At 74.9% G+C, this 24,547-nt stretch carries 18 protein-coding genes; 2 read left to right on the forward strand and 16 right to left on the reverse strand.

Annotated elements, in window-relative coordinates; translation table 11 throughout:
- Positions 1–55: 55 nt before the first annotated feature.
- From O7604_RS27545 to ald, 6 genes are all read right to left on the reverse strand, one after another.
- Entirely contained in the window at positions 56–826 is a 771-nt protein-coding gene (locus O7604_RS27545; protein WP_281578290.1) for a pseudouridine synthase, read from the reverse strand.
- The gene (gene scpB / locus O7604_RS27550) at positions 813–1,820 is read right to left on the reverse strand and encodes an SMC-Scp complex subunit ScpB (protein WP_269700367.1); all 1,008 of its coding nucleotides are present in this window, start codon (positions 1,818–1,820) and stop codon (positions 813–815) included. The genes O7604_RS27545 and scpB overlap by 14 nt, the downstream gene beginning before the upstream one ends.
- Before the next feature lie 4 nt (positions 1,821–1,824).
- On the reverse strand, positions 1,825–2,835 hold the full coding sequence (locus O7604_RS27555) for a ScpA family protein (RefSeq protein WP_269700369.1): 1,011 nt from the start codon (positions 2,833–2,835) through the stop codon (positions 1,825–1,827).
- A gap of 41 nt (positions 2,836–2,876) precedes the next feature.
- Entirely contained in the window at positions 2,877–3,800 is a 924-nt protein-coding gene (locus O7604_RS27560; protein WP_013285595.1) for an AAA family ATPase, read from the reverse strand.
- A 194-nt stretch (positions 3,801–3,994) separates the two neighbouring features.
- Positions 3,995–4,966 (reverse strand): tyrosine recombinase, encoded by a 972-nt coding sequence (locus O7604_RS27565; RefSeq protein ID WP_269700371.1) that lies wholly within the window; start codon positions 4,964–4,966, stop codon positions 3,995–3,997.
- A gap of 11 nt (positions 4,967–4,977) precedes the next feature.
- Complete coding sequence (gene ald, locus O7604_RS27570) at positions 4,978–6,093, reverse strand: alanine dehydrogenase (protein WP_260032712.1); 1,116 nt, start codon at positions 6,091–6,093, stop codon at positions 4,978–4,980.
- A 171-nt stretch (positions 6,094–6,264) separates the two neighbouring features.
- Here ald and O7604_RS27575 point away from each other — a divergent pair, with 171 nt between their 5' ends.
- The gene (locus O7604_RS27575; RefSeq protein ID WP_332367293.1) at positions 6,265–6,636 is read left to right on the forward strand and encodes a TM2 domain-containing protein; all 372 of its coding nucleotides are present in this window, start codon (positions 6,265–6,267) and stop codon (positions 6,634–6,636) included.
- Between the two features lie 67 nt (positions 6,637–6,703).
- On the opposite strand, the gene O7604_RS27580 is transcribed toward O7604_RS27575, so the two are convergent.
- From O7604_RS27580 to recN, 9 genes are all read right to left on the reverse strand, one after another.
- Positions 6,704–7,309 (reverse strand): NUDIX hydrolase, encoded by a 606-nt coding sequence (locus tag O7604_RS27580; protein ID WP_269700373.1) that lies wholly within the window; start codon positions 7,307–7,309, stop codon positions 6,704–6,706.
- Positions 7,306–9,036: a CTP synthase gene (locus O7604_RS27585; RefSeq protein WP_269700375.1), complete on the reverse strand. Its 1,731-nt coding sequence runs from the start codon at positions 9,034–9,036 to the stop codon at positions 7,306–7,308. The genes O7604_RS27580 and O7604_RS27585 overlap by 4 nt, the downstream gene beginning before the upstream one ends.
- Positions 9,037–9,292: 256 nt before the next feature.
- Positions 9,293–11,671: a hypothetical protein gene (locus O7604_RS27590; protein ID WP_269700377.1), complete on the reverse strand. Its 2,379-nt coding sequence runs from the start codon at positions 11,669–11,671 to the stop codon at positions 9,293–9,295.
- Positions 11,671–12,804 carry a glycosyltransferase family 4 protein gene (locus O7604_RS27595; RefSeq protein WP_281578291.1) on the reverse strand — a complete coding sequence of 378 codons (1,134 nt, stop codon included), beginning with the start codon at positions 12,802–12,804 and terminating at the stop codon, positions 11,671–11,673. The genes O7604_RS27590 and O7604_RS27595 overlap by 1 nt, the downstream gene beginning before the upstream one ends.
- Positions 12,801–14,498: a lipid II flippase MurJ gene (locus O7604_RS27600; protein ID WP_281578292.1), complete on the reverse strand. Its 1,698-nt coding sequence runs from the start codon at positions 14,496–14,498 to the stop codon at positions 12,801–12,803. The genes O7604_RS27595 and O7604_RS27600 overlap by 4 nt, the downstream gene beginning before the upstream one ends.
- A 1-nt stretch (position 14,499) precedes the next feature.
- A complete protein-coding gene (locus O7604_RS27605) occupies positions 14,500–15,363 on the reverse strand; it encodes a hypothetical protein (RefSeq protein WP_047894135.1) in 864 nt (287 codons plus the stop codon).
- 59 nt (positions 15,364–15,422) lie between these two features.
- Positions 15,423–16,364 (reverse strand): copper transporter, encoded by a 942-nt coding sequence (locus O7604_RS27610; RefSeq protein ID WP_269700383.1) that lies wholly within the window; start codon positions 16,362–16,364, stop codon positions 15,423–15,425.
- A 27-nt stretch (positions 16,365–16,391) separates the two neighbouring features.
- Positions 16,392–17,570: a putative cytokinetic ring protein SteA gene (gene steA / locus O7604_RS27615; RefSeq protein ID WP_269700385.1), complete on the reverse strand. Its 1,179-nt coding sequence runs from the start codon at positions 17,568–17,570 to the stop codon at positions 16,392–16,394.
- A 118-nt stretch (positions 17,571–17,688) separates the two neighbouring features.
- Positions 17,689–19,443 (reverse strand): DNA repair protein RecN, encoded by a 1,755-nt coding sequence (gene recN, locus O7604_RS27620; RefSeq protein WP_269700387.1) that lies wholly within the window; start codon positions 19,441–19,443, stop codon positions 17,689–17,691.
- A 79-nt stretch (positions 19,444–19,522) separates the two neighbouring features.
- Here recN and O7604_RS27625 point away from each other — a divergent pair, with 79 nt between their 5' ends.
- Entirely contained in the window at positions 19,523–20,497 is a 975-nt protein-coding gene (locus tag O7604_RS27625) for a helix-turn-helix domain-containing protein (protein ID WP_269700389.1), read from the forward strand.
- Positions 20,498–20,543: 46 nt separating this feature from the next.
- Here O7604_RS27625 and O7604_RS27630 read toward each other — a convergent pair whose 3' ends face one another.
- Positions 20,544–24,272 carry a S8 family serine peptidase gene (locus O7604_RS27630; protein WP_281578293.1) on the reverse strand — a complete coding sequence of 1,243 codons (3,729 nt, stop codon included), beginning with the start codon at positions 24,270–24,272 and terminating at the stop codon, positions 20,544–20,546.
- Positions 24,273–24,547 lie beyond the last annotated feature (275 nt).

The following is a 24,547-nucleotide window of genomic DNA, read 5'->3' on the forward strand; positions in this document are numbered from 1 at the left end:
CCGGGCCCGCGGACCGCGTCGAAGCCTACCGGGAGCCGTACCCCGATCGTCGGGGTCAGTCACCCACCGTCTTGAACAGGGCGGCGACCTCCGCGTTGGTGAGCCGCCGCATCCGCCCGGTGCGCAGGTCGCCGAGCTTGATCGGACCGATCGAGGTACGGATCAGACGGCTCACCGGGTGTCCCACCTCGGCCATCAGGCGCCGGACGATGTGCTTGCGCCCCTCGTGCAGGGTCAGCTCCACCTGGGCGGTTTTGCCGAGCGTGTCGACCAGCTTGAACCCGTCGACCTTCACCGGCCCGTCCTCCAGCTCGACGCCGGCGGTCAGCCGCTTGCTCAGGTTGCGCGGGATCGGCCCGGCCACCTCGGCGAGGTAGGTCTTGAGGACCTCGTACGACGGGTGCATGAGCTTGTGGGCGAGGGTGCCGTCGTTGGTGAGCAGGAGCAGGCCCTCGCTGTCGGCGTCCAGCCGCCCGACGTGGTAGACCCGCTGCTCCAGCCGCGCGCCGATGAAGTCGGCGAGCTCGGTGCGGCCCTTCTCGTCGGCCATGGTGGTGACCACGCCGCGCGGCTTGTTCATCGCCACGTAGACCAGGCGGACGTCGGCCTGCAGCCGCTCCCCGTCGACGACGATCACGTCGCGGGCCGGGTCGGCCTTGTCGCCGAGCTGCGCCACCCGCCCGTTCACGGTGACCCGGCGCCGGAAGATCAGGTCTTCGCAGGCGCGCCGGGAACCCACCCCCGCGGCGGCGAGCACCTTCTGGAGGCGCTCGGCGCCCTCGTACACGGGGGCGTCGGGCTTCGGGGCACGGTCATCGCGTCGCATCGGCAAGCTCTTCTACGTCGTCGGGAAGGAACGGGGCGAGCGGCGGCAGGTCGTCCACCGAGTTCAGCCCCAGCTTCTCCAGGAACATGGTGGTGGTCCGGTAGAGGTAGGCCCCGCTGTCCGCTTCGGTGCCGCACTCCTCGACCAGGCCGCGACCCACCAGGGTACGGAGCACCCCGTCGCAGTTGACACCCCGGATGGCCGAGATGCGCGAACGGGTCACCGGCTGCCGGTAGGCGACCACCGCGAGGGTCTCCAGCGCGGCCTGGGTCAGCCGCACGGACTGCCCGTCCAGTACGAACCGCTCCACGTACGTCGCGTATTCCGGCCGGGTGTAGAGACGCCAGCCACCCGCCGCCCGGCGCAGGTCGAACCCGTGCCCGGCCGCGGTGTATCCGGCGGCGATCTCGTCGAGCATCGCGCCGACCCGCTCCGGGGCCTGTTCGAGGACCTCGGCCAGGACCATCTCGCTGACCGGCTGGTCCACCACGAGCAGGATGGCCTCCAGGGCGCCGCGCAGCTCCGCGTCGTCCAGGACCGGCGCGGGCGGCGGTTCCGGCGCGGCTCGCCGCCGTCCCCGCTTCGGGGGTACGCCGTCAGCCCCCGCTCCCCCGCTCACCCGGTCCCCCGGTTCCTGCGCAACCGCGTCGCCGTCCCGCCGGCCGTCGCCGCCGGCCCCGCTCTCCCCCGAGATCTTGGTACGGTCCCGCCCTCCGGAGGGCGCTCCCGTACCAAGATCCGCCCCGGCCGCTGCGATCTTGGGAGGAACGGGCCCCTCCGAGGGCCCTTCGCTTCCAAGATCCGCCGAGGAATCCGGTGTCGCGTCGAGATCCGCTTCCCGGGAGTCGGCGGTGTCCGGGGTCTCGGGTTCGGGCTGCTCGGCGGCCGTGTCGGAGTCGTCCGGGGCGGGCCTGGGTGGGGCGGGGCGCTCCCACGGGGGCACCCATGCGGCGGCCTGGTCGGCCAGGGAGTCGCGGCGTTCCTCGTCGCTCATCCGTTCACTCCTGCGTCGGTGCGGGTTCGTCCGCCGCCTCGGCGGGCACGGCGGCGTCGGATGCGTCGGCATCGCTCGGCGCGGCGGCGTCCGCGACGGGGGTGGACGTGGTCGTCGGTTCGGGGCTGCCGGCGTACTCGTCGACTGTCAGCTCGGCCTCGCCGTCGACCGGGCCGGTCCAGCGGACGGTCAGTTCCTCGAGCGCCTGCTCCTGCACGAAGGCGACGAGGCCCTGCCGGTACAGCTCCAGCAGCGCCAGGAACCGGGCCACCACCTCGAGCGTCATCTCGCAGTCGGCGCAGAGCAGCGAGAACGTGGCGACCCCGGCGCGGCGCAGCCGGTCGGCGATGATGCCGGCGTGTTCCCGGACGCTGACCCGGACCATGTGCACGTGCGCGATGGACACCTCGGGCACCGGCTTCGGGCTCATCGCCTTGACCGCGAGCGCGCGCAGCCGCTCCGGGCCGATGCCGAGCACCAGGTCGGGCAGCGCCTCGGCGTACCGCGGTTCGAGGGTGACCGCCCGCGGGTAGCGCCGGCCGCCGACCGCCTCCAGCTCGGCGATGTGCGCGGCGGCCTCCTTGTACGCCTTGTACTGCAGCAGCCGCGCGAACAGCAGATCCCGCGCCTCCAGTAGCGCCAGATCCTCCTCGTCCTCGACCTCGGCCGAGGGCAGCAGCCGGGCCGCCTTCAGGTCGAGCAGGGTGGCGGCGACGAGCAGGAACTCGCTGGTCTCGTCCAGGTCCCACTGGTCGCCCATGGCGCGCAGGTACGCGATGAACTCGTCGGTGACCTTGTGCAGCGCGACCTCGGTGACGTCCAGCTTGTGCTTGCTGATCAGCTGGAGCAGCAGGTCGAACGGGCCGGTGAAGTTGTCCAGCCGGACCGTGAAGCCACTCGTCTGTTCGCCGGTGCCCGGGTCGGCGGGCACCACACCGTCGACCTCGGCGGCCAGCTCCGCGGCGACGGCGGGGTCGCCGGGGCCGTGCGGCGGGTCGAGGGGCGGTGCGGTCACCGGGAAACCGTAGACGACGCGGCGGGCGGCCGGCGTGCGCCCTACCGGTCCGCCTGGGCGGCGATGACCTCCCGCGCGAGCTGCCGGTAGTTGCGCGCGCCGGAGGAGGCCGGGTCGAGGGTGGTGATCGGGGCACCGGCCACCGTGGACTCGGGGAACTTCACCGTCTTGGTGATGACGGTCTGGTAGACCTTGTCGCCGAACGCCTCGACCACGCGTTGCAGCACCTGGCGGCAGTGGGTGGTGCGGCTGTCGTACATGGTGGCGAGGATGCCTTCGAGTTCCAGGTCGAAGTTGAGCCGTTCCCGCACCTTGTCGATGGTGTCCAGCAGCAGCGCGACACCGCGCAGGCTGAAGAACTCGCACTCCAGCGGGATGAGTACGCCGTGCGCGACGGTCAGCGCGTTGATCGCCAGCAGGCCCAGCGAGGGCTGGCAATCGATCAGGATGAAGTCGTACTCCTTGCGGATGGTGCGCAGCACCCGCGCCAGGGCCATCTCCCGGGCGACCTCGTTGACGAGCTGGATCTCGGCGGCGGAGAGGTCGATGTTGGCGGGCAGCAGGTGCAGCCCGGCCACGTCGGTCTTGATGAGGACGTCCTCGGCGGTGACGTCGTCCTGCATCAGCAGGTTGTAGACCGACAGGTCCAGGTTGTGCGGGTTGACGCCCAGGCCGACGGAGAGGGCACCCTGCGGGTCGAAGTCGACGAGCAGCACCTTGCGGCCGTACTCGGCCAGCGCCGCACCCAGGTTGATGGTCGTCGTGGTCTTGCCGACGCCACCCTTCTGGTTGGCCATCGCGATGATCCGCGCGGGGCCGTGCCGGTCGGTCGGCATGGGTTCCGGGATCGGCTTGCGCATGGTGTACGCGGCCGGGTCGGCGGGGCCCAGATCGGCGCCGAGCGTCGCCTGCTGCTCACGGAGCTCCGACGTCCAGGTCTCGGCACGGTCACCGTTTCCTGCCATGTCCTCGTTGCCCCCTCCCGACGACCACCCGGCGTCGGAGCCGTCCGACGTCCCTCGCGGCGCCGCTGCGCACCTCCGGTCCGTCGCACCTGGAGGCCCGCGCCGATGCCGACTGTACGCCACCGGCCAGCAGCGCGTTCGGTAGCGGGTCGGCGTGTCGGCCGCCCGTCAGCCGGGCCTCACGACGCCGGCGCTCAGCGAGCCCGGGGGTGGGCGGTCGCGTACACCTCGCGCAGCCGCTCCACCGTCACCAGTGTGTAGACCTGGGTCGTGGTCACCGAGGCGTGGCCCAGGAGTTCCTGCACCACGCGCACGTCCGCGCCGCCGTCGAGCAGGTGGGTGGCATACGAGTGGCGCAGCGTGTGCGGGGAGACCGCGTCGGGTCCGTCGACCGGCAGGCCGGCCCGGGCGGCGGCGGTGCGCAGCACGACCCAGGCGCCCTGCCGGGTGAGCGGGCCGCCGCGCGCGTTGACGAACACCGCGTGGGTGCCGCGTCCGGCGGCGAGCAGCGCCGGGCGGCCCCGGACCAGCCAGGCGCGCAGCGCGTCGGCCGCGTACCCGCCGACCGGGACCAGCCGGGTGCGGCCGCCCTTGCCGCGCAGCAGCACGGTGCCGGCGTCCAGGTCGAGGTCGTCGACCGCCGCGCCGACCGCCTCGGAGATGCGCGCGCCGGTGCCGTACAGGAATTCCAGCAGCGCCCGGTCGCGCAGCGCGCGGGCGGCGGCGTCGCCGGTGGCGCCGGGCAGGCCGGCGGCGGCCAGCAGCCGCAGGACCGCGTCGACGGGCAGCGCCCGGGGCAACCGGCGCGGCGGCGCGGGCGGGCGGACGTCACGGCTGGGGTCGGCGCCCGTGAGTCCCTCGCGCAGCGCGAAACGGTGCAGGCCGCGTACCGCGCTGGCCGCGCGGGCGGCGGAGGAGACGGCGAGCGGCGGGTGGTCGTCGTCGCCCGCGCGCAGCCGGGCCAGGTGGGCCTCGACCTGCGCGGGCCCGGCCGCGGCCAGGTCGTCCACCCCGGCCGCGGCCAGGGTGGCGAGATAGCGGTCCAGGTCGCGGCGGTACGAGGCGAGCGTGTTCGCGGACAGGCCGCGTTCGACGGTGAGGTGGTCCAGGTAGGTCCGGACCGCACGGCGCAGGGCCGGCGCGGGTTCCGCGCCGGCCGCGCGCACGGCGGCGTCGGTCAGCTCAGCACCTCGTCCAGCGGCAGCACGTCCATGCCGTGCGCCTCGGCGACCGGGCCGTAGACGACCTTGCCGGCGTGGGTGTTCAGGCCCAGCGCCAGCGCCGGGTCGTTGCGCAGCGCCTGCTGCCAGCCCTGGTTGGCGAGTTCGAGGGCGTACGGCAGGGTGACGTTCGTCAGCGCGTAGGTGCTGGTGTTCGGCACCGCGCCGGGCATGTTCGCCACGCAGTAGAAGATCGAGTCGTGCACCTTGTAGGTCGGGTCGGCGTGCGTGGTCGGGCGCGAGTCCTCGAAGCAGCCGCCCTGGTCGATGGCGATGTCGACGAGCACGCTGCCCGGCTTCATCCGGGAGACCAGTTCGTTGGAGATGAGCTTCGGGGCCTTCGCGCCGGGCACCAGCACCGCGCCGATGACCAGGTCCGCGTCGAGGACGGCCCGCTCGATCTCGTACGCGTTCGAGGCGACGGTCTGCAGGTGACCGCGGTAGATGGCGTCGGCCTGGCGCAGCCGGGCCACGTTCTTGTCCAGCAGCAGCACCTCGGACTGCAGGCCCAGCGCGATGGCGGCGGCGTTGAGGCCGGACACGCCCGCGCCGATGACCACGGTCTTCGCGGCGTAGACGCCGGAGACGCCGCCGGGCAGCACGCCGCGCCCGCCGCCGGTGCGCATCATGTAGAAGGCGCCCACCTGCGGGGCGAGCCGGCCAGCCACCTCGGACATCGGGGCGAGCAGCGGCAGCGACCGGTCGGGCAGCTCGACGGTCTCGTACGCGATGCCGGTGACCTTGCGGTCGACGAGCGCGTCGGTGCACTCGCGGGAGGCGGCCAGGTGCAGGTAGGTGAAGAGCACCTGCCCCTCGCGCATCCGGTGGTACTCCTCGGCGATCGGCTCCTTGACCTTGAGGACCAGCTCGGCGGTGTCCCACACCTCGTCGGCGGTGGCCAGGATCTTCGCGCCGGCGGCGGCGAACTCGTCGTCGGTGATGCTGGAACCGACTCCGGCGCCGGCCTCCACGAAGACCTCGTGGCCGTGGCGGGTGAACTCGTTGACGCCCGCGGGCGTGATCGCCACCCGGTACTCGTGGTTCTTGACCTCGCGGGGGATTCCGACCTTCACGATGCAGACACCTTCCTCCGGGGCTGCTCACCCCCGACTGCGCGGCGCCGCGCCGGCTCCGTTGCCGGCGCGGTACACCGGTCCCGCCGGCGGCAGTCTAGAACCGTGGGAAGCCCACGGACGGCGACACTGTGACATCCGGTGCCCGCTGGTGCTGACGGTGTGTCAGGCATGCCGCAGGCTGGCCGGTGGAGACGCCATCAGCCGACAGGACAGAGTTCGGTAAATATCCTTCCACGACCGGGGTGCCGGGGCCGACAGGACGCGAGTGGATCACTATTGTGTCCGCTCATGACCACTCCTTACCAGCAGTACCCGCAGGGCGTCTCGGACAAGAGCAAGGTCGTCGCGGGTGTGCTCCAGATCCTCCTCGGCGGCTTCGGCATCGGCCGGTTCTACATGGGCGACACCAAGACCGGTGTCATCCAGCTCATCGTCACGCTCGTGACGTGCGGTATCGGCGCGATCTGGGGCCTCGTCGACGGCATCCTGATCCTCGTCAACGGTGGCGTCGACGGGCAGGGCCGCCCGCTGCGCGACTGAGCGCAGACACACGAAAGGGGCCGCGCGGTGCGTCGCACCGCGCGGCCCCTTCGTCGTCCGTCCCGGATCAGCGCGGCAGCGGCGCCTCGGGGCGGCGCAGCTCGCTGAAGCCGGTGTCCCGGGCGCGGGCGGCGGCGAGCAGCCCGGCCACGCAGGACGCGTTGGTGATCTCACCGGCCAGCACCATCCGCACCGCCTCGTCGAGGTCGACGCGGACCACCTGGAGGTCGGCCTCCTCGTCGTGCCGGTCGTGCCGCTGCTCGGCCGGCACGTCGGCCAGGTCGCGGGCCAGGAAGACCCGCACCACCTCGTCGGTGAACCCGGGCGAGCTGTGCAGGTCGACGAGCACGTCGACGCGCCCGGCGGTCAGGTCTGCCTCCTCGGCCAGCTCCCGCAGCGCGGCGGCGGCCAGGTCCTCGCCGCCGACGTCCATCAACCCGGCGGGCAGCTCCCACAGGTGCCGGCCGACCGGGTGCCGGTACTGGCGGATCAGCACCACCTGACCGGCCTCGTCCAGCGCCACCACGGCGACCGCGCCGACGTGCCGCACGTAGTCCCGGGTCGCGCTGCCGCCGCCGGGCATGGTGACGTCGTCGCTGACCACGGAGAAGATCCGGCCGGACCAGATCGCCCGGTGGCCGGTCACCTCGTACCGGTGCTCGACGCCGCTCACTTGGCCGGCGCCTTCGCGCCACCGCCGCGGCCGGGCTTCTTCGACGCGCCGTCCAGGTCCACCGGCAGCTGGTCGGCCTGCGAGTACGCCACGGCGGCGCCGACGAACGCGGCGAACAGCGGGTGCGGCCGGGTGGGACGGCTCTTGAGCTCCGGGTGCGCCTGGGTCGCCACGAAGAACGGGTGCAGGTTGCGGTCCAGCTCGACGAACTCGACCAGCCGCCCGTCCGGCGAGGTGCCGGAGATGGTCAGCCCGGCCTTGGTGAGCTGGTCCCGGTAGGCGTTGTTCACCTCGTACCGGTGCCGGTGCCGCTCGCTGACCTCGGTGCTGCCGTACGCCTCGGCGACGATCGAGCCCTCCGCCAGCTTCGCCGGGTACGCCCCGAGCCGCATGGTGCCGCCCAGGTCGCCGCGCCCGGCGACGATGTCCTCCTGGTCGGCCATGGTGGCGATGACCGGGTGCACGGCCTCCTCGTCGAACTCCAGCGAGTTCGCCCCGTCGAGGTTGGCCAGGTGGCGGGCCACCTCGATGGTCATGCACTGCAGGCCGAGGCAGAGGCCCAGCAGCGGGATGCCGTTCTCCCGCGCGTACCGGGCGGTGCCGACCTTGCCCTCGATGCCGCGGACGCCGAAACCGCCGGGGATCACGATGCCGTCGACGCCGGCCAGCGCGGCGGCGGCGCCCGCCGGGGTCACGCAGTCGTCGCTGGGCACCCACTTGAGCTGTACCCGGGCGCGGTGGCCGAACCCGGCCGCCCGGATCGCCTCGCTCACGGACAGGTACGCGTCGGGCAGGTCGACGTACTTGCCGACCAGCGCGACGGTGATCGTGTGCCGGGGCTGGTGCACCCGCTCCAGCAGGTCGTCCCAGCGGGTCCAGTCCACGTCGCGGAACGACAGGCCGAGCCGGCGCACCACGTACGCGTCGAGGCCCTCCCGGTGCAGCACCTTCGGGATGTCGTAGATGCTCGGCGCGTCCGGGGCGGCGGTGACCGCCTCCCGGTCGACGTCGCAGTACAGCGACAGCTTCTCCTTGACCTTGTCCGGGATCTCCCGGTCGCAGCGCAGGACCAGCGCGTCGGGCTGGATGCCGATGCTGCGCAGCTGCGCCACCGAGTGCTGGGTCGGCTTGGTCTTCAGCTCGCCCGACGGCGCCAGGTACGGCACCAGCGACACGTGCAGGTAGAAGCAGTTGTCCCGGCCCAGGTCGTGGCGGATCTGCCGGATCGACTCCAGGAACGGCAGCGACTCGATGTCGCCGACGGTGCCGCCGACCTCGGTGATCACCACGTCGGGTACCTGGCCGTCGGCGTCCGGGTCGGCCATGCCGCGGATGCGGGCCTTGATCTCGTTGGTGATGTGCGGGATGACCTGAACCGTGTCGCCGAGGTACTCCCCGCGCCGCTCCTTGGCGATCACCGCCGAGTAGATCTGGCCGGTGGTGACGTTGGCCTTGCCGGAGAGGTCCCGGTCGAGGAACCGCTCGTAGTGGCCGACGTCGAGGTCGGTCTCGGCGCCGTCCTCGGTGACGAAGACCTCGCCGTGCTGGAACGGGTTCATCGTGCCGGGGTCGACGTTCAGGTACGGGTCGAGCTTCTGCATCACCACGCGCAGTCCGCGCGCGGTGAGCAGACTGCCGAGGCTGGAGGCGGTGAGGCCCTTACCCAGCGAGGAGGCGACGCCCCCGGTGACGAAAATGTGCCTGGTCGTCCGTGCTGTAGGGGCCAAGGCCTGCTCCCGTGTCGTCCGTAGCGGTCGTGCGAACCGCCGTGCCGATCAGCAGAGTGATCACGCGATCCACGGGATTCCACGGTAACACCATCCGGACCGTGAGCCGGCGTCGCACTCGCTGTCGGCGCATGTGGGGCCGGTGCCGGCCCTTGATCGACCCCACCTCGCCGATGTGGTGCCTTCCGCCGGGCCTCGACCCCGCCACCTCCCCGAGCCGGCGGGGCGGCAGACCTGGCGGGCCGCGCGGGCGGGGTCAGCCGGCGGGGATCTCCGAGGACGCCGGGGTCGGCTGCGCGGGCACCCGCGCCCCGCGGGCCGTGCCGGCGGCGCGCGGCCCGTCCGGCGCCTCCGTGCCGGCGGAGTCCGCGCCGTCCGGTCCGACCGGCTCCCCGGCCTCCCCCGGGTCGCCGGCAGCCGGCCGACCACCACCCGCACCGTCGCCGGCCGGGGCGTCGCCGGCCGCGCCGCCCCTGGAGGACTTGTCCGGGCCGCCCGGTGGGACCGCGCCCGTCTCGCCGCCGCCACGCCCGCTGTCGGGCACCGTACGGTCGGTGGAGTGGTCGAGCACCCGCAGCGCCGCCAAGGCCGCCATCGGCACCACGAGCGCCGCCGCCGCGCCCGCCACGTCCAGCGCCGACCCGCCGAGGACACCGCCCAGCCCGACCGCCACGCCGGTGCCGGCCATCGCCGCCCGGATCGCCGGGTAGATGCCGAACAGCCGCAGCAGCCCGCCCCACGGCTGGAGCAGCGCGAGCCAGACCAGCGCGGCCCCGGCCAGGGCCAGCACTGTCAGCGGGCTGTTCACCAGCGTCTGGATGTTGGCGCTGCTGGACCGGTGCACGGTGAGCCCGCCGGTCCCGTCGCCCACAGCGGCCAGGAACCGGCCCAGGCTGCCCCGCTCGTCGGCCGGACGGCCGAGGTCGACCAGGGCGAAGCCGACGGTGACCGCCAGCGCGGCCATGGTGGCCCAGGCCAGCCGGCTCACGGTGAGCCAGCCGCCGCTGCAGATCGCGGCCGCGACGCTCACCCCGGCGGTGAGCGCGATCGCGCCGATCGAGTCGGCGCCCAGGTACGGGCTGCCCACGACCACCACGGCCAGCCCGCCGACAGTCACCATCACCATCGGCCGCCAGCCCTTGCGGAACCGCTGGGCGAGCCAGCCGCCGCACAGCAGCGCCCCGGCGATGAACACGCCCAGCCCGACGGTGCCGAGCCCGGCGTACCGGCCGCCCTCCAGCGCCGAGTAGCCGACCACGCCGTTGAGCTGCAACCGGGAGCCGGTGAGCACGTCCACGCCGACGACGAGCGTGGCCAGCCCGGCGACCGCGCCGAGCGGGCCGAGCGTGCGCTCGTGCCCCGGGCTGAACCGGACCAGGGCGGTGCCGCCGACGATCAGCAGCGCGGTCACCGAGGCGTACCAGAGCCCGGCGTGGTCCCCGCGCCACCAGGGCACGGCGTCGGCGAGCAGCGCCGCGGGCACGGCGAGCGCGGCGGCGATCAGCATCAGCTCCACCACGGCGACGATGCGCGGGGACACCGGTTCCGGCCCGTGCGGGCCGGCGAGGCGGCGGGCGCGGCGCAGCAGCGGCAGCACCGCCACCGCGAGGGCCAGCTGCGCGGCGGCCAGCAGCGTGAAGAACCAGCCGGCGACGCGGCGCTGGGCGGCGGCCTCCCGGTCCGCGTCGGCGGGCGCCTCGATCGCGGCCCGCAGGTCGTCCGGCCGGTCGTCGACGGTCACCGCGGGCCGCCCGAGGAACGCCCGTTCCGGCATCGGCTTGTCGAGCACGGCGAGCACCGTCGGGGCCAGGTCGATCAGTTGCAGGTAGCCGGACCGGGCGGTGCTGGGCGAGGTCAGCCAGCCGCCCTCCCAGCCCGGTCCGTCGGCGATCGCGACGTGCAGCCGCGCCGGGGATTCGGTGTCGGACACGCCCGCGACGAGCACCAGCGACCGCGGTGGCCGGGCGGCGAGCACCCGGGCCAGCCGGGCGTCGGCCTGCCGTGCCTGCGCGGCCCGTGCGGCCGGGTCGTCGTCGTCGACGGTGCCGACGTCGACGATGCTCAGCACGCAGGAGCCGAGCAGTTCCGCCGGGTTCTCGGGGAGCGTGGGCGCGTACCTGTCGACCCGGCCGAACGGGCGGGCGGCGGCCACGGCGGCGCCCGGCCCGACCGCCACCGAGCAGCGCACCGACTCGGCCAGCGCGCCGGGTGTGGCACCCCAGGACAGCTGCTCCTGGTTGTGCACGACCGCGCTGGGCTGGTCGGGCAGGTTCGCGCCGATGCCGTCGGGCCGTTCGACAGTGACAGCGGTGGCCGGGCAGCCGCCGCCCGGGCGGGTGCCGGGCCAGGCGGCGAAGTTCCCCGCGCCGAGCGTGAGCCAGCCGTCGACCGGGCAGGTGGGGCGGTGCGCGGAACGTACCGAGAGGGACCCGATCGCGCCCTGCTCGGCCATTCGCCACAGTGTCGGCGTGTTCTCCGGGTCGACGTCGTCCCACCGCAGGCCCGCCGCGCCGACGAGCACCACGTAGTCGGCGTTCGGCCGGGACGCGCCGTCGTCCGGGCGGGCGGACAGCGCGGTGATGCCCAGCGCCACCACGACCAGGGTCAGCAGCACCGGGGTCAGTCTGCGCAGCATCAGCGGTTCCCGGTGGAGAGCTGGGGTGTCAGCTCGGCGTAGAGGCCGGCGAGCGCGGCCACGGTGTCCGCCTCGGTGGGCCAGGTCGCGGCCCGCGCCGTGCCGCGACGGGCCAGGTCGTCCCGGCGTACGGGGTCGTCGAGCAGGTCGCGCACCGCCGCGTCGATCGCGTCCACGTCGCCGGGCGGCACCAGCACGGCCGCGTCTCCGACCAGGTCCGGCAGCCCGCCGACGGCGGTCGCGACGAGCGGTACGCCGGCCCGCAGCGCCTCCTGCGCGAACAGCTGGCGGGCCTCCCAGTCGCTCGTCACCACCGCCAGGTCGGCGCCGCCCAGCAGGTCCGCCACGTCGGTACGATGCCCGAGCAGCGTCACCGGCGCGCGGGCGGCCGAGATCCGGGCGGCCAGCGGCAGGTACGCCGGACCGCTGCCGGCGATCACGACGAGCGGGGCGGGGGTGCGGGTCCGCCAGCGGGCGGCGGCGTCGATCAGCACGTCGTACCGCTTCTGCGGGTGCAGCCGGCCCACCGAGAGGATCAGCGGACGGTCGGCGGCCACGTCGAACTCGGCGCGTACCGCCGCGCGGCGGCGGCGCGGCGCGGGCAGCGCCGGCGCGGCGACCGGGGCCAGGCGGGCGTCGGCGGCGCCGAGCGCGGCGGCGCGGTCGACCAGGTCGGCGGAGGCGCCCAGGGCGACCCGCACGGACCGGGCGACGACCCGCTCGACCAGCCGGGACACCGCGCCGCGCAGGCCACCGGCGAGGACCGCGTTGTGCCAGGTGACCACGAGCGGCGCGGCGGGCCGGGCGAGCGCGGCGACCAGGCCGGCGCGCAGCCCGTGCGCGTGCACCACGTCGACCGGTGTGTCCGCGAGCGCCCGGCGCAGCGCGGTGACCGCGCGCGCGTCGCCCGGCGTGGGGCTGGCCGGAATCTCCACCGGCGTGAACCGCGCTCCGGCCCCGGTGAAGTCGAACTGTTCCTCGGTGGCGGCCGGGCCGCAGACCAGCACGGACGCGCCGGCCTCCGTCAGCCCCCGGCTGATCGAGCGGACGTGCTGCCCGACCCCGCCGGTGCTGGAGGCGAGAACCAGGGCCACCGACCCGGGCCAGCGCGGTGCCGGCGAGGCGTCCGTCATGAGGAAACGGTCTCCCTTCCGTCACCCCGCTCGCCGGGGTGCTGCTGCGCCGGCGGGCCGTCGTCCCCGCCGGCCGGGCGTCGCCGGCGTAGCCGGCGGGTCACGGTCGCGAGCAGCGGCCGCAGGTCGCGAGCGTCGGTCAGCCAGGCGACGGCGAGGAACAGGACACCGACCACGACCCCGGACAGCATGCCCTGCGCGAGGGCCCACGGTGTCGTCGGGGTGCCGTCACCGAGCCCGGCGAGTCCCGCCGCGACGGCCGCCCCGCCGGCTGCGGCGACGACGGCGGCGAGCAGCCCGGCGGCGCCGGCCCGGCCGGCCCCGGCCAGCGCCTCGCCGCCGGCGGCCCGCCGGACCGCGGCGATCAGCAGCGCGCCGAGCAGCAGCATGCCGGCCGAGGTCGCCAGCGTCACCGCGAGCACCCGGTCGGCCAGCGGTGCCACCTGGGCGGCCACCACGGCCAGCGCGGGCACGCTGAGCCAGCCCAGCGCCGTGGCGACGGTGGCCGCGCGGGTCTCGCCCCGGGCGTACAGCGCGCGGGTGAGGACCGCGAACAGGCCGTAGCCGACCAGGCCGGGCGCGAACCCGGCGATCCCGGCCGCCGCGGTGCGCGCGTCCAGGGGATCGGAGAAGAAGAAGTGCCCGACCGGGATCGCGGTGCCGACGAGCGCGGCGGCGCCGAGCAGGCTGAGCAGCACGACCCCGCGTACCGCCGGGGCCAGCGTCTGCCGGTAGGCGCGCTCGTCGCCGGTGGCCCGCGCCGCCACGAGCGTCGGGTACGCGGCCACCGCGAGCGGCACCGCCAGCACCGCCCAGGGCAGGAAGTAGACGGTCTGCGCGAGGTTGTAGACGCTGACGTCGGCGGTGCGGCCGTACGTGACCTGGTTGAGCGCGACCACCAGGGCGATCTGCTGGGCGGCCACGGTGACCGCCCCGGCGACCACCAGACCGCCGACCCGGGCGCGGGCGTCGGCCGGGAAGCGGTAGCCCGGACGAATCCGCAGCCGCAGCCGGCGCACCGGGATCAGCAGCGACAGCGAGAGCACCACCACGCCGAGCGTGGTCCCGGCAGACAGCAGCAGCTCGCCGCCGCGACCGGCCTCCCCGATCGTGGCCAGCCGCCCCTCGGCAGCGGTGAAACCGAGGTAGACGGCGATGACCGTGACGCTGGACAGCAGCGGCGCGATCACCGGCCAGGCGAAGCGGCGGTGCGCCTGGAGCACGCCGGTCAGCACGATCCCCACGCCGTACAGCGGCAACTGCGGCGCGAACACCCGCAGCATCCGCGCGCCGGACGCCTGCTGGGCCTCGCTGAGACCGTTTCCGATCAGGCCGGGCAGCGGGTCGGCGGACACCGCCAGCAGCACCGCCAGCGGCACCAGCAGGCTCAGCGTCCAGGTCAGCAACGCGCCGGTGGTGGCGGCCACCGCGCGCCGGTCACCCGCCTCGACGGCGCCGGCCAGCAGCGGTACGACCAGACTGGCGAGCGCCCCGCCGGCGACGATCTCGAAGATGAAGTTCGGGACGTAGTTGGCCACCAGGTAGGCGCCGCCGAGATCGGTCGGGCCCAGCATCCAGGTGAACACGGCGGTACGGCCGAAGCCGGCGAGCCGGCTGAGCACGGTGAGGACGGCGATGAGGGCGGCCGCCCCGGCGACCCGGCCGGCGGCGGCGAGAGGAGCCGGTTTCGTCACGTCAGTCCGGGAGCCGGCCCAGCTCGTCGAGGTGCCGCAGCCCCGGCGTGGACGCGATGACCTGGGTGAAGCTGACCTTCTCGCTGGCCGCGGTGAGCGCGGCGAGCACGGCCAGCACACCGGCCCGGCCCAGCGGCCCGGTACGCGCGGCCAGGCTCACCCCGAGCAGCGCGCCGAGCGCGTTGGCGCCGCTGTCGCCGACCATCACCCGCTCACCGAGGTCGTCGCCGACCAGCGCGGCCGACGCTCCCACCGCGCCCGCCGCGACGCCGCCGTACGGGCCGGTGGTCAGCGGCGCGCCGAGCAGCATGCCGGACTTCAGCGCCCGGCCGGGCCGCAGGTCGAGCAGGTTGACCAGGTTGGCGGTGCCGGCCACCACGCCGGCGCCGAGCAGCACGTCGAGCCCTCGGCCGAACGCCCCGGCCCGCCGGCGGCGCGGGTGCGCGGCGACCCGCCGGTCGGCGGCGAGCAGCGCGGCGGCGCCCAGCCCGGCCACGCCCACCCCGGCGACCTTGACCATCCCGGCGGTGACCTGACCCTCGCGCAGCGCGGCGAGGTGCCCGGCGAACCCCTTGGCGGCCTTCTGCTCGGGGCGCGCGCCGACCACGTCGTCGTAGAGGCCGACAGCGCCCGCGCCGAGCCCGGCGACGAGTGCGGCGGCGCCGGCCGGGGCGCTACCGGCGCCGAGCGCGGCTCCGGTGGCCGCGCCGACGGCCAGGGCCGGACCGGCGGCCAGGGTCACGGTGCGGCCCCGGTAGTTGGTGCGCTCCAGCGCCGGCCCGCCCGGCGACGTGCGCGTCTGGCGCAGCACGTAGCGGGCGGCCAGCGCGCCCGCGCCCACAGCGAGCAGCCGACCCAGTCTCACGGGACCTCCTCGATCCGGACTTCGAACGCGACGCGGCACGGACCGGGCGGCCCGCAGGGTCACCGGGGCAGTGTAGGCACCCGGGAGGTGGCGTTGTCGCCCACGCCGTACTGGCCGGTCTTCTTGTCGGTGAGCTGCTGCGCCAGGGCGAGGCTGGTGCCCAGCTGGCCCTGCACGGTGTTGGCGTTGTCGACGGTGGAGATGGTCTGCGACAGCACCGGGTCGCCGCGGACCACGGAGACCAGGTTCCCGCCGGTCGAGCCCATGCCGGCGACCACGAGCGCGCCGGCCCGGTCGAACTGCTCGGCGATCTTCACCACCGACTCGTCCTTCTTCGCGGAGTCCTTGTCCACGTACGGCTGGCCGGTGACCATCACCACCGCCTCGGCGGCGGCGGAGATCTTGTCTGCCGGGGTGAGGTACCCGGCGGTGGCGTACTGCTCCAGCACGGCGCGCCGGTCGGCCTCGCTGACCGGCGGGCTTCCGGCCGGGCGGTCGACCAGGACGTTCGCCAGCAGGGCGCTGGAGGTCTCCACGCCGTGCCCGTTGCCGGGCAGGTTGCCGGTGGGGGCGCTGTTCGGCCGGGCCGCGGTGACCGCCAGTTCCAGCAGGTTGTTGTTGCTGTCCGGGTTGACGAACTTGTCCTGCACGTCGATGCGGCCGGTGACGTCGGCGCCGGCGGTCTGGAGCATCTTCACCACGCCGTCGGCCTGGTCCCGGCCGCTGGGCAGGGTGAGCACCAGCACCCGGCGGCCGGTCAGCTTGCCCGGCAGGACGAGCTGGGCCATCTCGGCGGCGAATTCCTCCTCGGTCTCCAGCTGCTTCTGCATGCTGTTGACCGACTGGCGCATCAACGAGTTGTCCTTGCGCAGGCCGTTGACGTTCTCCCGGAGCGAGTCGGCGACCGGGCCGTTGAGGGCGGCGGTGCCGACCACCAGGCCGATCGCCAGTGCCAGGAACACCGCGGTCAGGGACACCACGTGGTAGCGAAAGTTGATCACGCTTGCAGCCTCTTGATCGTCGGGGAGCTAAAAGAGCTGGCCGAGCTGGAACACGAAATTGTCCCACCATTCGGAGACCACGCCCAGATACGCCTTCCCGACGGTGGAGACCGCCACCGCGGAGGCCATCGCGGCCACCGCCGACAGGACCAGCAGCAGCAGCGACGACCCGGAGATGCTCTGCCGGTAGAGCCGGCTGACGCCCTTGGCGTCGACCAGCTTGCCGCCCACCTTCAACCGGGTCAGGAACGTCGACGCCATGCCGCCGCGCCCCTTGTCGAGGAACTCCACCAGGGTGGCGTGGGTGCCGACGGCCACCAGCAGCGAGGCGCCCTTCTCGTCGGCGAGCAGCATGGCCAGGTCCTCGCTGGTGGCCGCCGCCGGGAAGGTGATCGCCGGTACGCCGAGCCCGTTGACCCGGGCCAGGCCCGGCGCCCGCCCGTCCGGGTAGGCGTGCACGATCACCTCGGCGCCGCAGCGCAGCACGTCGTCGGTGACCGAGTCCATGTCGCCGATGATCATGTCGGGCGTGTAGCCCGCCTCGACCAGCGCGTCGGCCCCGCCGTCGACGCCGATCAGCACCGGCTTGAACTCCCTGATGTACGGGCGCAGCACGTCCAGGTCGGCCTTGTAGTCGTAGCCGCGCACCACGATCAGGCAGTGCCGGCCCTGGATGTGGGTCTGGATCTCCGGTACGCCGACGCCGTCGAGCAGCAGGTCGCGTTCCTGCCGCAGGTAGTCCATCGTGTTGGCGGCGAACGCCTCCAACTGCACCGACAGGCCCTCCCGGGCGTCGGCCATCGACTTGGCCACGGTTTCGGCGTCCTGCAACGTGCCGTGCGCGACCGGCTCCTCGCCGGCGAAGACGGTGTTGCCCTCGATGCGGACCCGGTCGCCCTCGCGGACCTGCTCGAAGACGCTCTCACCGAGATCGTCCAGCAGCGGGATGCCGGCCGAGATCAGCACCTCCGGACCGAGGTTGGGATAGCGGCCGGAGACCGACGGCTTGGCGTTGAGGACCGCCGCCACACCCACCGCGACGAGCGAGTCGGCTGCCACCCGGTCCAGGTCGACGTGGTCGATGACCGCGATGTCGCCCGGCCGCAGCCGCCCGACCAGCCGTTTCGTCCGGCGGTCGAGGCGTGCGGTGCCGACGATGGAGCCCGGCTCCGGGTTCCGGCTCCGGCGCAGTATGGGTAGACGCATCGTGACCATCCTGGCATGTGAGGCAGGTTTTGCTGTCGCGACATGCCTGAGCAGGGCCGCCTACCCAGGGAAGCACACCGGAACGCGTGCCGGTGTGCTTGCGCTCACAATCGGGGTATCACGGACGCCTTTCCTTGGCCGCCACGGCCAGGAGTTCCTCGGCATGGGCGATACCCAGATCCGAGTCCGGCAAACCGGCGAGCATCCGGGCCAGTTCCCGGGCGCGTTCGGTGTCCTCCACCACGCGCACCCCGCTGGTGGTGACCGCTCCCCCGGTGTCCTTGGCCACCACCAGGTGCCGGTCGGCGAACGCGGCGACCTGCGGCAGGTGCGTGACCACCAGCACCTGGTGGCTGCGGGCCAGCCGGGCCAGCCGGCGGCCGATCTCCACCGCGGCCTGGCCGCCGACACCGGCGTCGACCTCGTCGAACACCAGCGTGGGCGGGCCGCCGGAACCGGCGAAGACCACCTCGATGGCGAGCATCACCCGGGACAGCTCGCCACCGGACGCGCCCTTCTGCAACGGCAGCGCCGGCGCGCCCGGGTGCGCCAGCAGCCGCAGCTCCACCTCGTCGGCGCCGTCCGCGCCGACGCCGGTCTCCACGCCGTTGACCGGCAGGCTCGGCTCGGACCGGCCCGCCGGGCGCGGCAGCACCGCCACCTCGATGCGGGCGTGCGGCATGGCCAGCCCGGCCAGCTCGACAGTGACCTCCTCGGCGAAGCGGACCGCGGCCTCCCGGCGGGACGCCGACACCCGGCCGGCGAGGTCGGCCACCTCACCGGCGAGCCGGGTCGCCTCGCGGTCCAGCTCGTCCAGCAGCTCGTCGGAGGTGTCCAGATCGGACAGCCGGGTGCGGGCCCGCTCGGCCCACGCCACCACGCCGTCGACGTCGTCGGCGTACTTGCGGGTGAGCGCGCGCAGCGCGGCCCGCCGCTCGTAGACGGTCTGCAGGCGGGCCGGGTCGGCGTCCAGCGCGGCCAGGTAGGCCGACAGCTCCGCGGCCACGTCGGTGACCAGCGTGGCCGCCTCCTCCAGCCGGGCCGCCAGCTCGCCCAGCGCCGGGTCGGTGCCGGCCTGCGCCTCGAGCGTGCGCCGCGCGGTGCCCAGCAGCGCCGTCGCGTCCGGCGTCTCGTCGGTCACCTCGCCGCCGGCCACGCACTGCTGCGCCACCTGTGCGGCGGTGCGCAGCCCTTCGGCGTGTTCCAGCCGCTGCGCCTCGGCCTTCAGCTCGTCGTCCTCCCCCGGCTGCGGGTCGACCCGGGTGATCTCGTCCAGGCCCAGGCGCAGCAGGTCGGCCTCCTGGTTGCGCTCGCGGGCGTTGCGCCGCCGGTCGGCCAGGTCGTCGACGACGGTGCGCCACCGGGCGTACGTCTCGCGCAGCGCGTCGAGCAGCTTCTCGTGCTCCGGCCCGGCGAACCGGTCGAGCGAGGCGCGCTGCTCGGACGGGCGCAGCAGCCGCAGCTGGTCGGACTGGCCGTGCACGGCGAGCACCTGCTCGCCGACCTCGCCGAGCGTGGACACCGGCATGGACCGCCCGCCCAGGTGCGCGCGGGAGCGCCCCTCGATGGTCACGGTGCGGCTGAGCAGCAGCGAGCCGTCCTCGTCGGGTTCGCCACCGGCGTCGACGATGCGGGCGTGCACCGACTCGGCCACCCGGCCGCCCAGGCGCAGCCGGCCCTCCACCACGGCGCGGCCCGGCTGGGCGCGCACCCGGCCGGCGTCGGCGCGGCCGCCGAAGAGCAGGCCGAGGCCGGTCACCACCATGGTCTTGCCGGCGCCGGTCTCGCCGGTGATGACGTTCATCCCCGCGGCCAGCGGCAGCGTGGTGTCCTCGATGACGCCCAGTCCGGTGATGCGCAGCTCTTCCAGCACAGCACCCGACAGTAGCCCCGCCGTGTGACAGTTGACCAGCCGGCAGGTCGCGGCGCGGGCACCCGTACAGTTCAGCCCCGTGCTGGAGGAGATCGGCCTGACCTCGGACGAGGAGGAGCTCTACCGCAGCCTGGTGCGGGCGAACACGGCCCGGATCGGTGAACTCGCGCAGCGGCTGGGCCGGCCGCGCGCGGAGGTCGCCGCCCGGCTGGACACGTTGCGGGACAAGGGTCTCGTGCTGCCGACCGGGCCGGAGCCGGACGCCCCGCTGCGGCCGCTCGCGCCGGACGTGCCGCTCGGCGAGGCGCTGCTGCGCCGCCAGTCCGCGCTGGAGTCGGCCCGCGCCGCGGTCAGCCGGCTCGCCGAGGACTACCGGGCCGGGATGCGCCGCCACGACGCCGCGCACCTGGTCGAGGTGGTCACCGGCGCGCGGGCGCTGCGCGAACGGCTGCGCGAGCTGCAGAACGGCGCGCGCGAGGAGGTGCTCTGGTTCTGCCGGGCGAACCCGCTGGCGATGCCGGGACCGGAGAACGTCGAGGAGTTCGACGCGCTCGCCCGGGGCGTGCGCTACCGGGCCATCTACGAACGCGCGATGCTGCTGGAGCCGGGCGCGCTGGCCGACGTCGAGCGGGGCGTACGCGCCGGGGAGCAGGCCCGGGTGCTGGACCGGCTGCCGGTGCGACTGGCCGTCGTGGACGGTCGTACCGCGGTCTGCCCGCTGGTGCCCGACCGTGACGGCGGGGAGCCGACCGCCGCGGTGATCGGCCGCAGCCAACTGCTGGACGCGCTGGTCGCGCTCTTCGAGAGCCACTGGCTGATGGCGACGCCGCTCGGCCCCTCCGGCGACCGGGCCGCGACCGGCTACCAGCCCGACGGCGACGAGGTGCGGCTGCTGTCGCTGTTCGTGGCCGGAGTACCGGACAAGTCGATCGCGTCACAGCTCGGGGTGAGCCGGCGTACCGTGCAGCGGCGGCTGGCCGACCTGATGGCCGCCGCCGGTGTGGACACCCGGCCCGGGCTGGCGTTCCAGGCCGCCCGGCGCGGCTGGATCTGACCGGGGCCGGGGCGGGACGGCCCCAGGACCGCCCCGCCCCGGGATCTCACCGCAGCCCGTACGCGTCGATCACGGTCTGCGTGACGGTGCTGCCGGCCCGGTCCCGTGCCGAGACGCGCAGCGACACCGTGCCGCGCCCGGCCGGCACCTCGGCGGTGAACCGGGTGCCGGAGCCGCGTACCGGCGCGTTGCGCCAGGTGCGTCCGCCGTCGAACGACACCTCCGCGCGTACCGTCGTGCCGGCCGGCGCGGGCAGGCCGGCGGGGTGGCGCAGCGTCAGCCCGACGGTGTGCTTCCGTCTGCCGGGCACCTCGCCGCGCAGGTCGGCCGGTACCCGGTAGTCGACCTGGAGCAGCGGCAGCGGCCGGGCCGCGTCGCCGGCCGGGCGGGCCGAGGTGAACTCCCACGCGGTCTCGGTACGGGTGGCCCACCGCCACTGGGCCGACGACCGGGCCGTGGTCACGTCGAGGCGGTAGCGGGCCGGACCCGCGGTGGCAGGCACCGGCGCCCAGCCGGCGGAGAGGTCGGCGATCGGCCGGCCGTCCCGGCTGACCCGGCGGGTCACCGTGTCCTGCTCCTCCGACCGGTTGTCCACGCCGGCGTGACCGTCGGCGTCGACGAACTCGGCCACCCGCAGGTCGAGCGTGTCGCCGGTCCGGCTCGGCCCGGCCGCGCCGGCCGGCACGGCGGGACGCACCAGCGGCGCGTGCCACGACTCGGTGGTCCGGTCGGTGGCCGCGTAGCGCCGGGGCCGGTCGGACAGGCCGCCGGTCAGCGTCCCCATGTTCGAGAACATCAGCCGGTGCAGCACCCGGTGCTGCCACCACGAGTCGCCGGAACTGACGTACTCCCGGCGGGTCGTCCCGGTACGCACCATCCGCTGGTCGTCGTTCCAGGAGAACTCCTGCCAGGGCCGCCACCCGAAGCGCTGCTCGGTGGCCCAGTCCAGCCCGCCGGTGTGGCCGTATCGCGCGGTCACCTCGGCCGTGTTGGCGGCGGTGACCCGGTGGGTGATCCGCTCCGGCACCCGGCCCTTCGACACCTGGAACACGTCGTAGAGGTACGGGCTGTCCACGGTGAGCGTGAGATCCATCCGGGCCCGGCCGGTACGCGCCGCCGCGAGCAGCCGCTGCCCGTCGTCGTACGCCACCGCCAGCGCGGGCGCGGGCAGCCGGTCCCCGGTCGGACGCCACACCGTCCACGCGCTCTGGTCCGCCGGCCGGACGATCAGCACCGCCTTCGCGCCGGCTGCCGCCGCGGCGGCCACCTGCTCCTCCTCGGACCGGTCGGCGGACGCGGTGAGCAGCGCCGCCGCGCCCCGCACCCCGGCCAGCTCGCCCGGTGCGCCGGTGCCGGCGGCGACCAGGCGCAGCCGCTGCCGCCCGGCCGGGGCCGGTGACTGGCCCATCAGGTTGACGTCCAGCGCGCCGGACACGCCGCTGACGTCGATGTCGACCATCGGCGCGACGAGCTGCCAACGCGAGGAGAACTCGAACTCGCCGCGGCGCACCGGCCGGGTCGGCGTGACGTTGAGCTGCTGCACCGTGCTGAACGTCATCACGCCGTGGTCGACCTGCCGGCCGTTGCCGAACACCCGGTGCTGGTAGAAGCTGAGGATCGCCCGCTGCTCGGACGGTTTCGGCGTCTCGATCCGTACCGGCGTGCCGCGCCGCGGGTCGAGCACCACGGTGAGGTCCCGGTCCACGATCAGCTCCGGGTCGGTCACCAGGGTGAGCTGCTCGTCCAGCGGCGCGCCGTGCTCGATCAGCGCGTGCAGCAGGTACGGCCCCTCCTCCACCTGGATCCGCCACTCGTCGCCGACGCCGAGCCAGCCCAGCGCGTCCGACTCCGGGTGCTCGCCGAACAGCGTCACCACCGGCGCCGATCCGGGCCGCCCGGCCAGGTCGAGCGCGCGCAGCGTCACGGTGTGCTGCGGGCCGCTGAGCGTGAGCCCGACCGCGGTACGCACCGTCACGCCATCCGCGCCGGTGGCCACCAGCCACCCACCGTGCGGGCCCCGGTCCAGCCGGGCCGGGTCGGCGCGCAGCGGCACGTCCACGCCGCCGCCGGCCGGCACCGTCACCGTGGCGGCGTCGAGCGTCAGGCCGTCGGTCTCGGCCGCGCCGCTGTCCAGGTTGCGCAACTCCAGCGCCAGACGCAGCGTCTGCGCGCCGGCCGTGCCGTTGACGTAGCGCACCGTCCGGGTCGCGGCCGGCCCGCCGGTGGTCAGCCGGCCGAAGTCGGCGGTCGCCGTGCCGTACACCCGCTGGCCTAGCGCGCGGGCCACGTCGACCCGCCCGGAGCCCTGCTCGAACACCGTCGCGCCGGTGCTCGGCCGGGTGGTGCTCACCAGCGCGTCCTTCAGGTCCGCGGCGGTCCACCCGGGGTGTTCCTGGGCCAGGACGGCGGCGGCGCCCGCGACGTGCGGCGTGGCCATCGAGGTGCCCGAGGCGCGGGTGTAGGCGTCGTCGACGGGCGTACCCATCGAGGTGCCGGCGGCGCGGGCCGCGACGATGCCGACGCCGGGCGCGGTGATCTCCGGCTTCAGGCCGTTGTCGCCCAGGCGCGGGCCGCGGCTGGAGAAGTCGGCGAGCACGTCGTCGCGGTCGACGGCGCCGACGGTGAGCGCGGCGGTGGCCGCGCCGGGCGCACCGACGCTGCGCGGCTCACCGTCGTTGCCGGCGGCGATGACGAACAGCGCGCCGGTTTCGGCGGTGAGGTCGTTCACTGCCTGGCTCATCGGGTCGGTGCCGTCGGTGGGCGCGCCGCCGAGGCTCATGCTGACCACCTTCGCGCCGGAGCGCGCGGCCCACTCCATGCCGGCGATGATGCCGGAGTCGTAGCCGGAGCCGGAGTCGTCGAGCACCTTGCCGACCAGCAGCCGCGCGCCCGGTGCGACGCCCTTGCGCAGCCCCGCGGAGCCCGCGCCGCTGCCGGCGACGGTGGCCGCCACATGGGTGCCGTGGCCGTGGCCGTCGCGGGCGCTGCCGCCGCCGGTGAAGTCGCGCGCCTCGGCGATGCGGCCGGCCAGGTCGGGGTGGCCGGCGTCCACACCGGTGTCGAGCACCGCGACCCGCACCCCGGCGCCGTCGCGGCCGGCCGACCACGCGGCCGGTGCACCGATCTGCGGGACGCTGTGCTCCAGCGCCACCCGGGCCCGCCCGTCGAGCCAGACGCGCTCCACGCCCGCGCCGAGCCGGACCGGTCCGGCGCCCTCGGCGCGCGCCTGCGGCGCCTCCCGCAGGGACGTCCACAGCGCGCCCAGGTCGTCCTTGCCGACGCGCAGCGCGGCGCCGTTGATGCTGGACAGCGGACGGGACTCGGCGGCGACGGCGAGCGGGCGCACCCGCCCGGAGGCCGGTTCCCGGTAGCGCACGATCAGCGGCAACTCCTCGAGGGCCGCGTCGCCGTAGCCCTGCTCGGCCAGTTCCTGCACGTCGAACAGGTCCGGGTCGAGCACGCCCGCCGACACGTACGGCACGACGTCGGCGGGCAGCACCCGCAGCCCGCCGTCGACCTGCGTGGTCTGGAAGACGATCCGGTCACGGCCCGGTCCGGGGTGGACCGTGGCGGCGATCCGGCCCGGCGCGGCCCGGACCAGCTCGACCCGGTCGCCGGTGATCAGTGTGATGCGGGCGGGCGGCGCGCCCGGGGCTGATGTGCCCGGGGGCGGGCCGGCAGGCGGGGCGGGCGGGACGGCGGACGCCGGTACGGCGAGCCCGACCACAAGCGCCCCGGCCGCGCCGGCGGCGAGCCAGCGGGGGAACCGGTGCATGTGACGCTCCTCTACTCCGAGGCCGGCCTCGTGGGGCCGGCGATCGGAGTCTGCGACGGCGTCCGCCACCCGGTCACCGGGTACGGGCCGCCGCACCGGCGACATGTCGCCAGGTGGACACGAGCACGACGCAGTGGAGGCCGGGACGCCGGAGACCGCATCGCCCAGCTCGCGTGCCGCCGCTTCCTCCGGCGGCGGCCCTGCGACCTGTCGGCCCGGCCGGGGTCGACACCCGACCGGACGCGGCGTGCCGGTCCGCCCGCCGCGGCCGGCTT

Source organism: Micromonospora sp. WMMA1947, assembly GCF_027497355.1.
Classification (GTDB): domain Bacteria; phylum Actinomycetota; class Actinomycetes; order Mycobacteriales; family Micromonosporaceae; genus Micromonospora.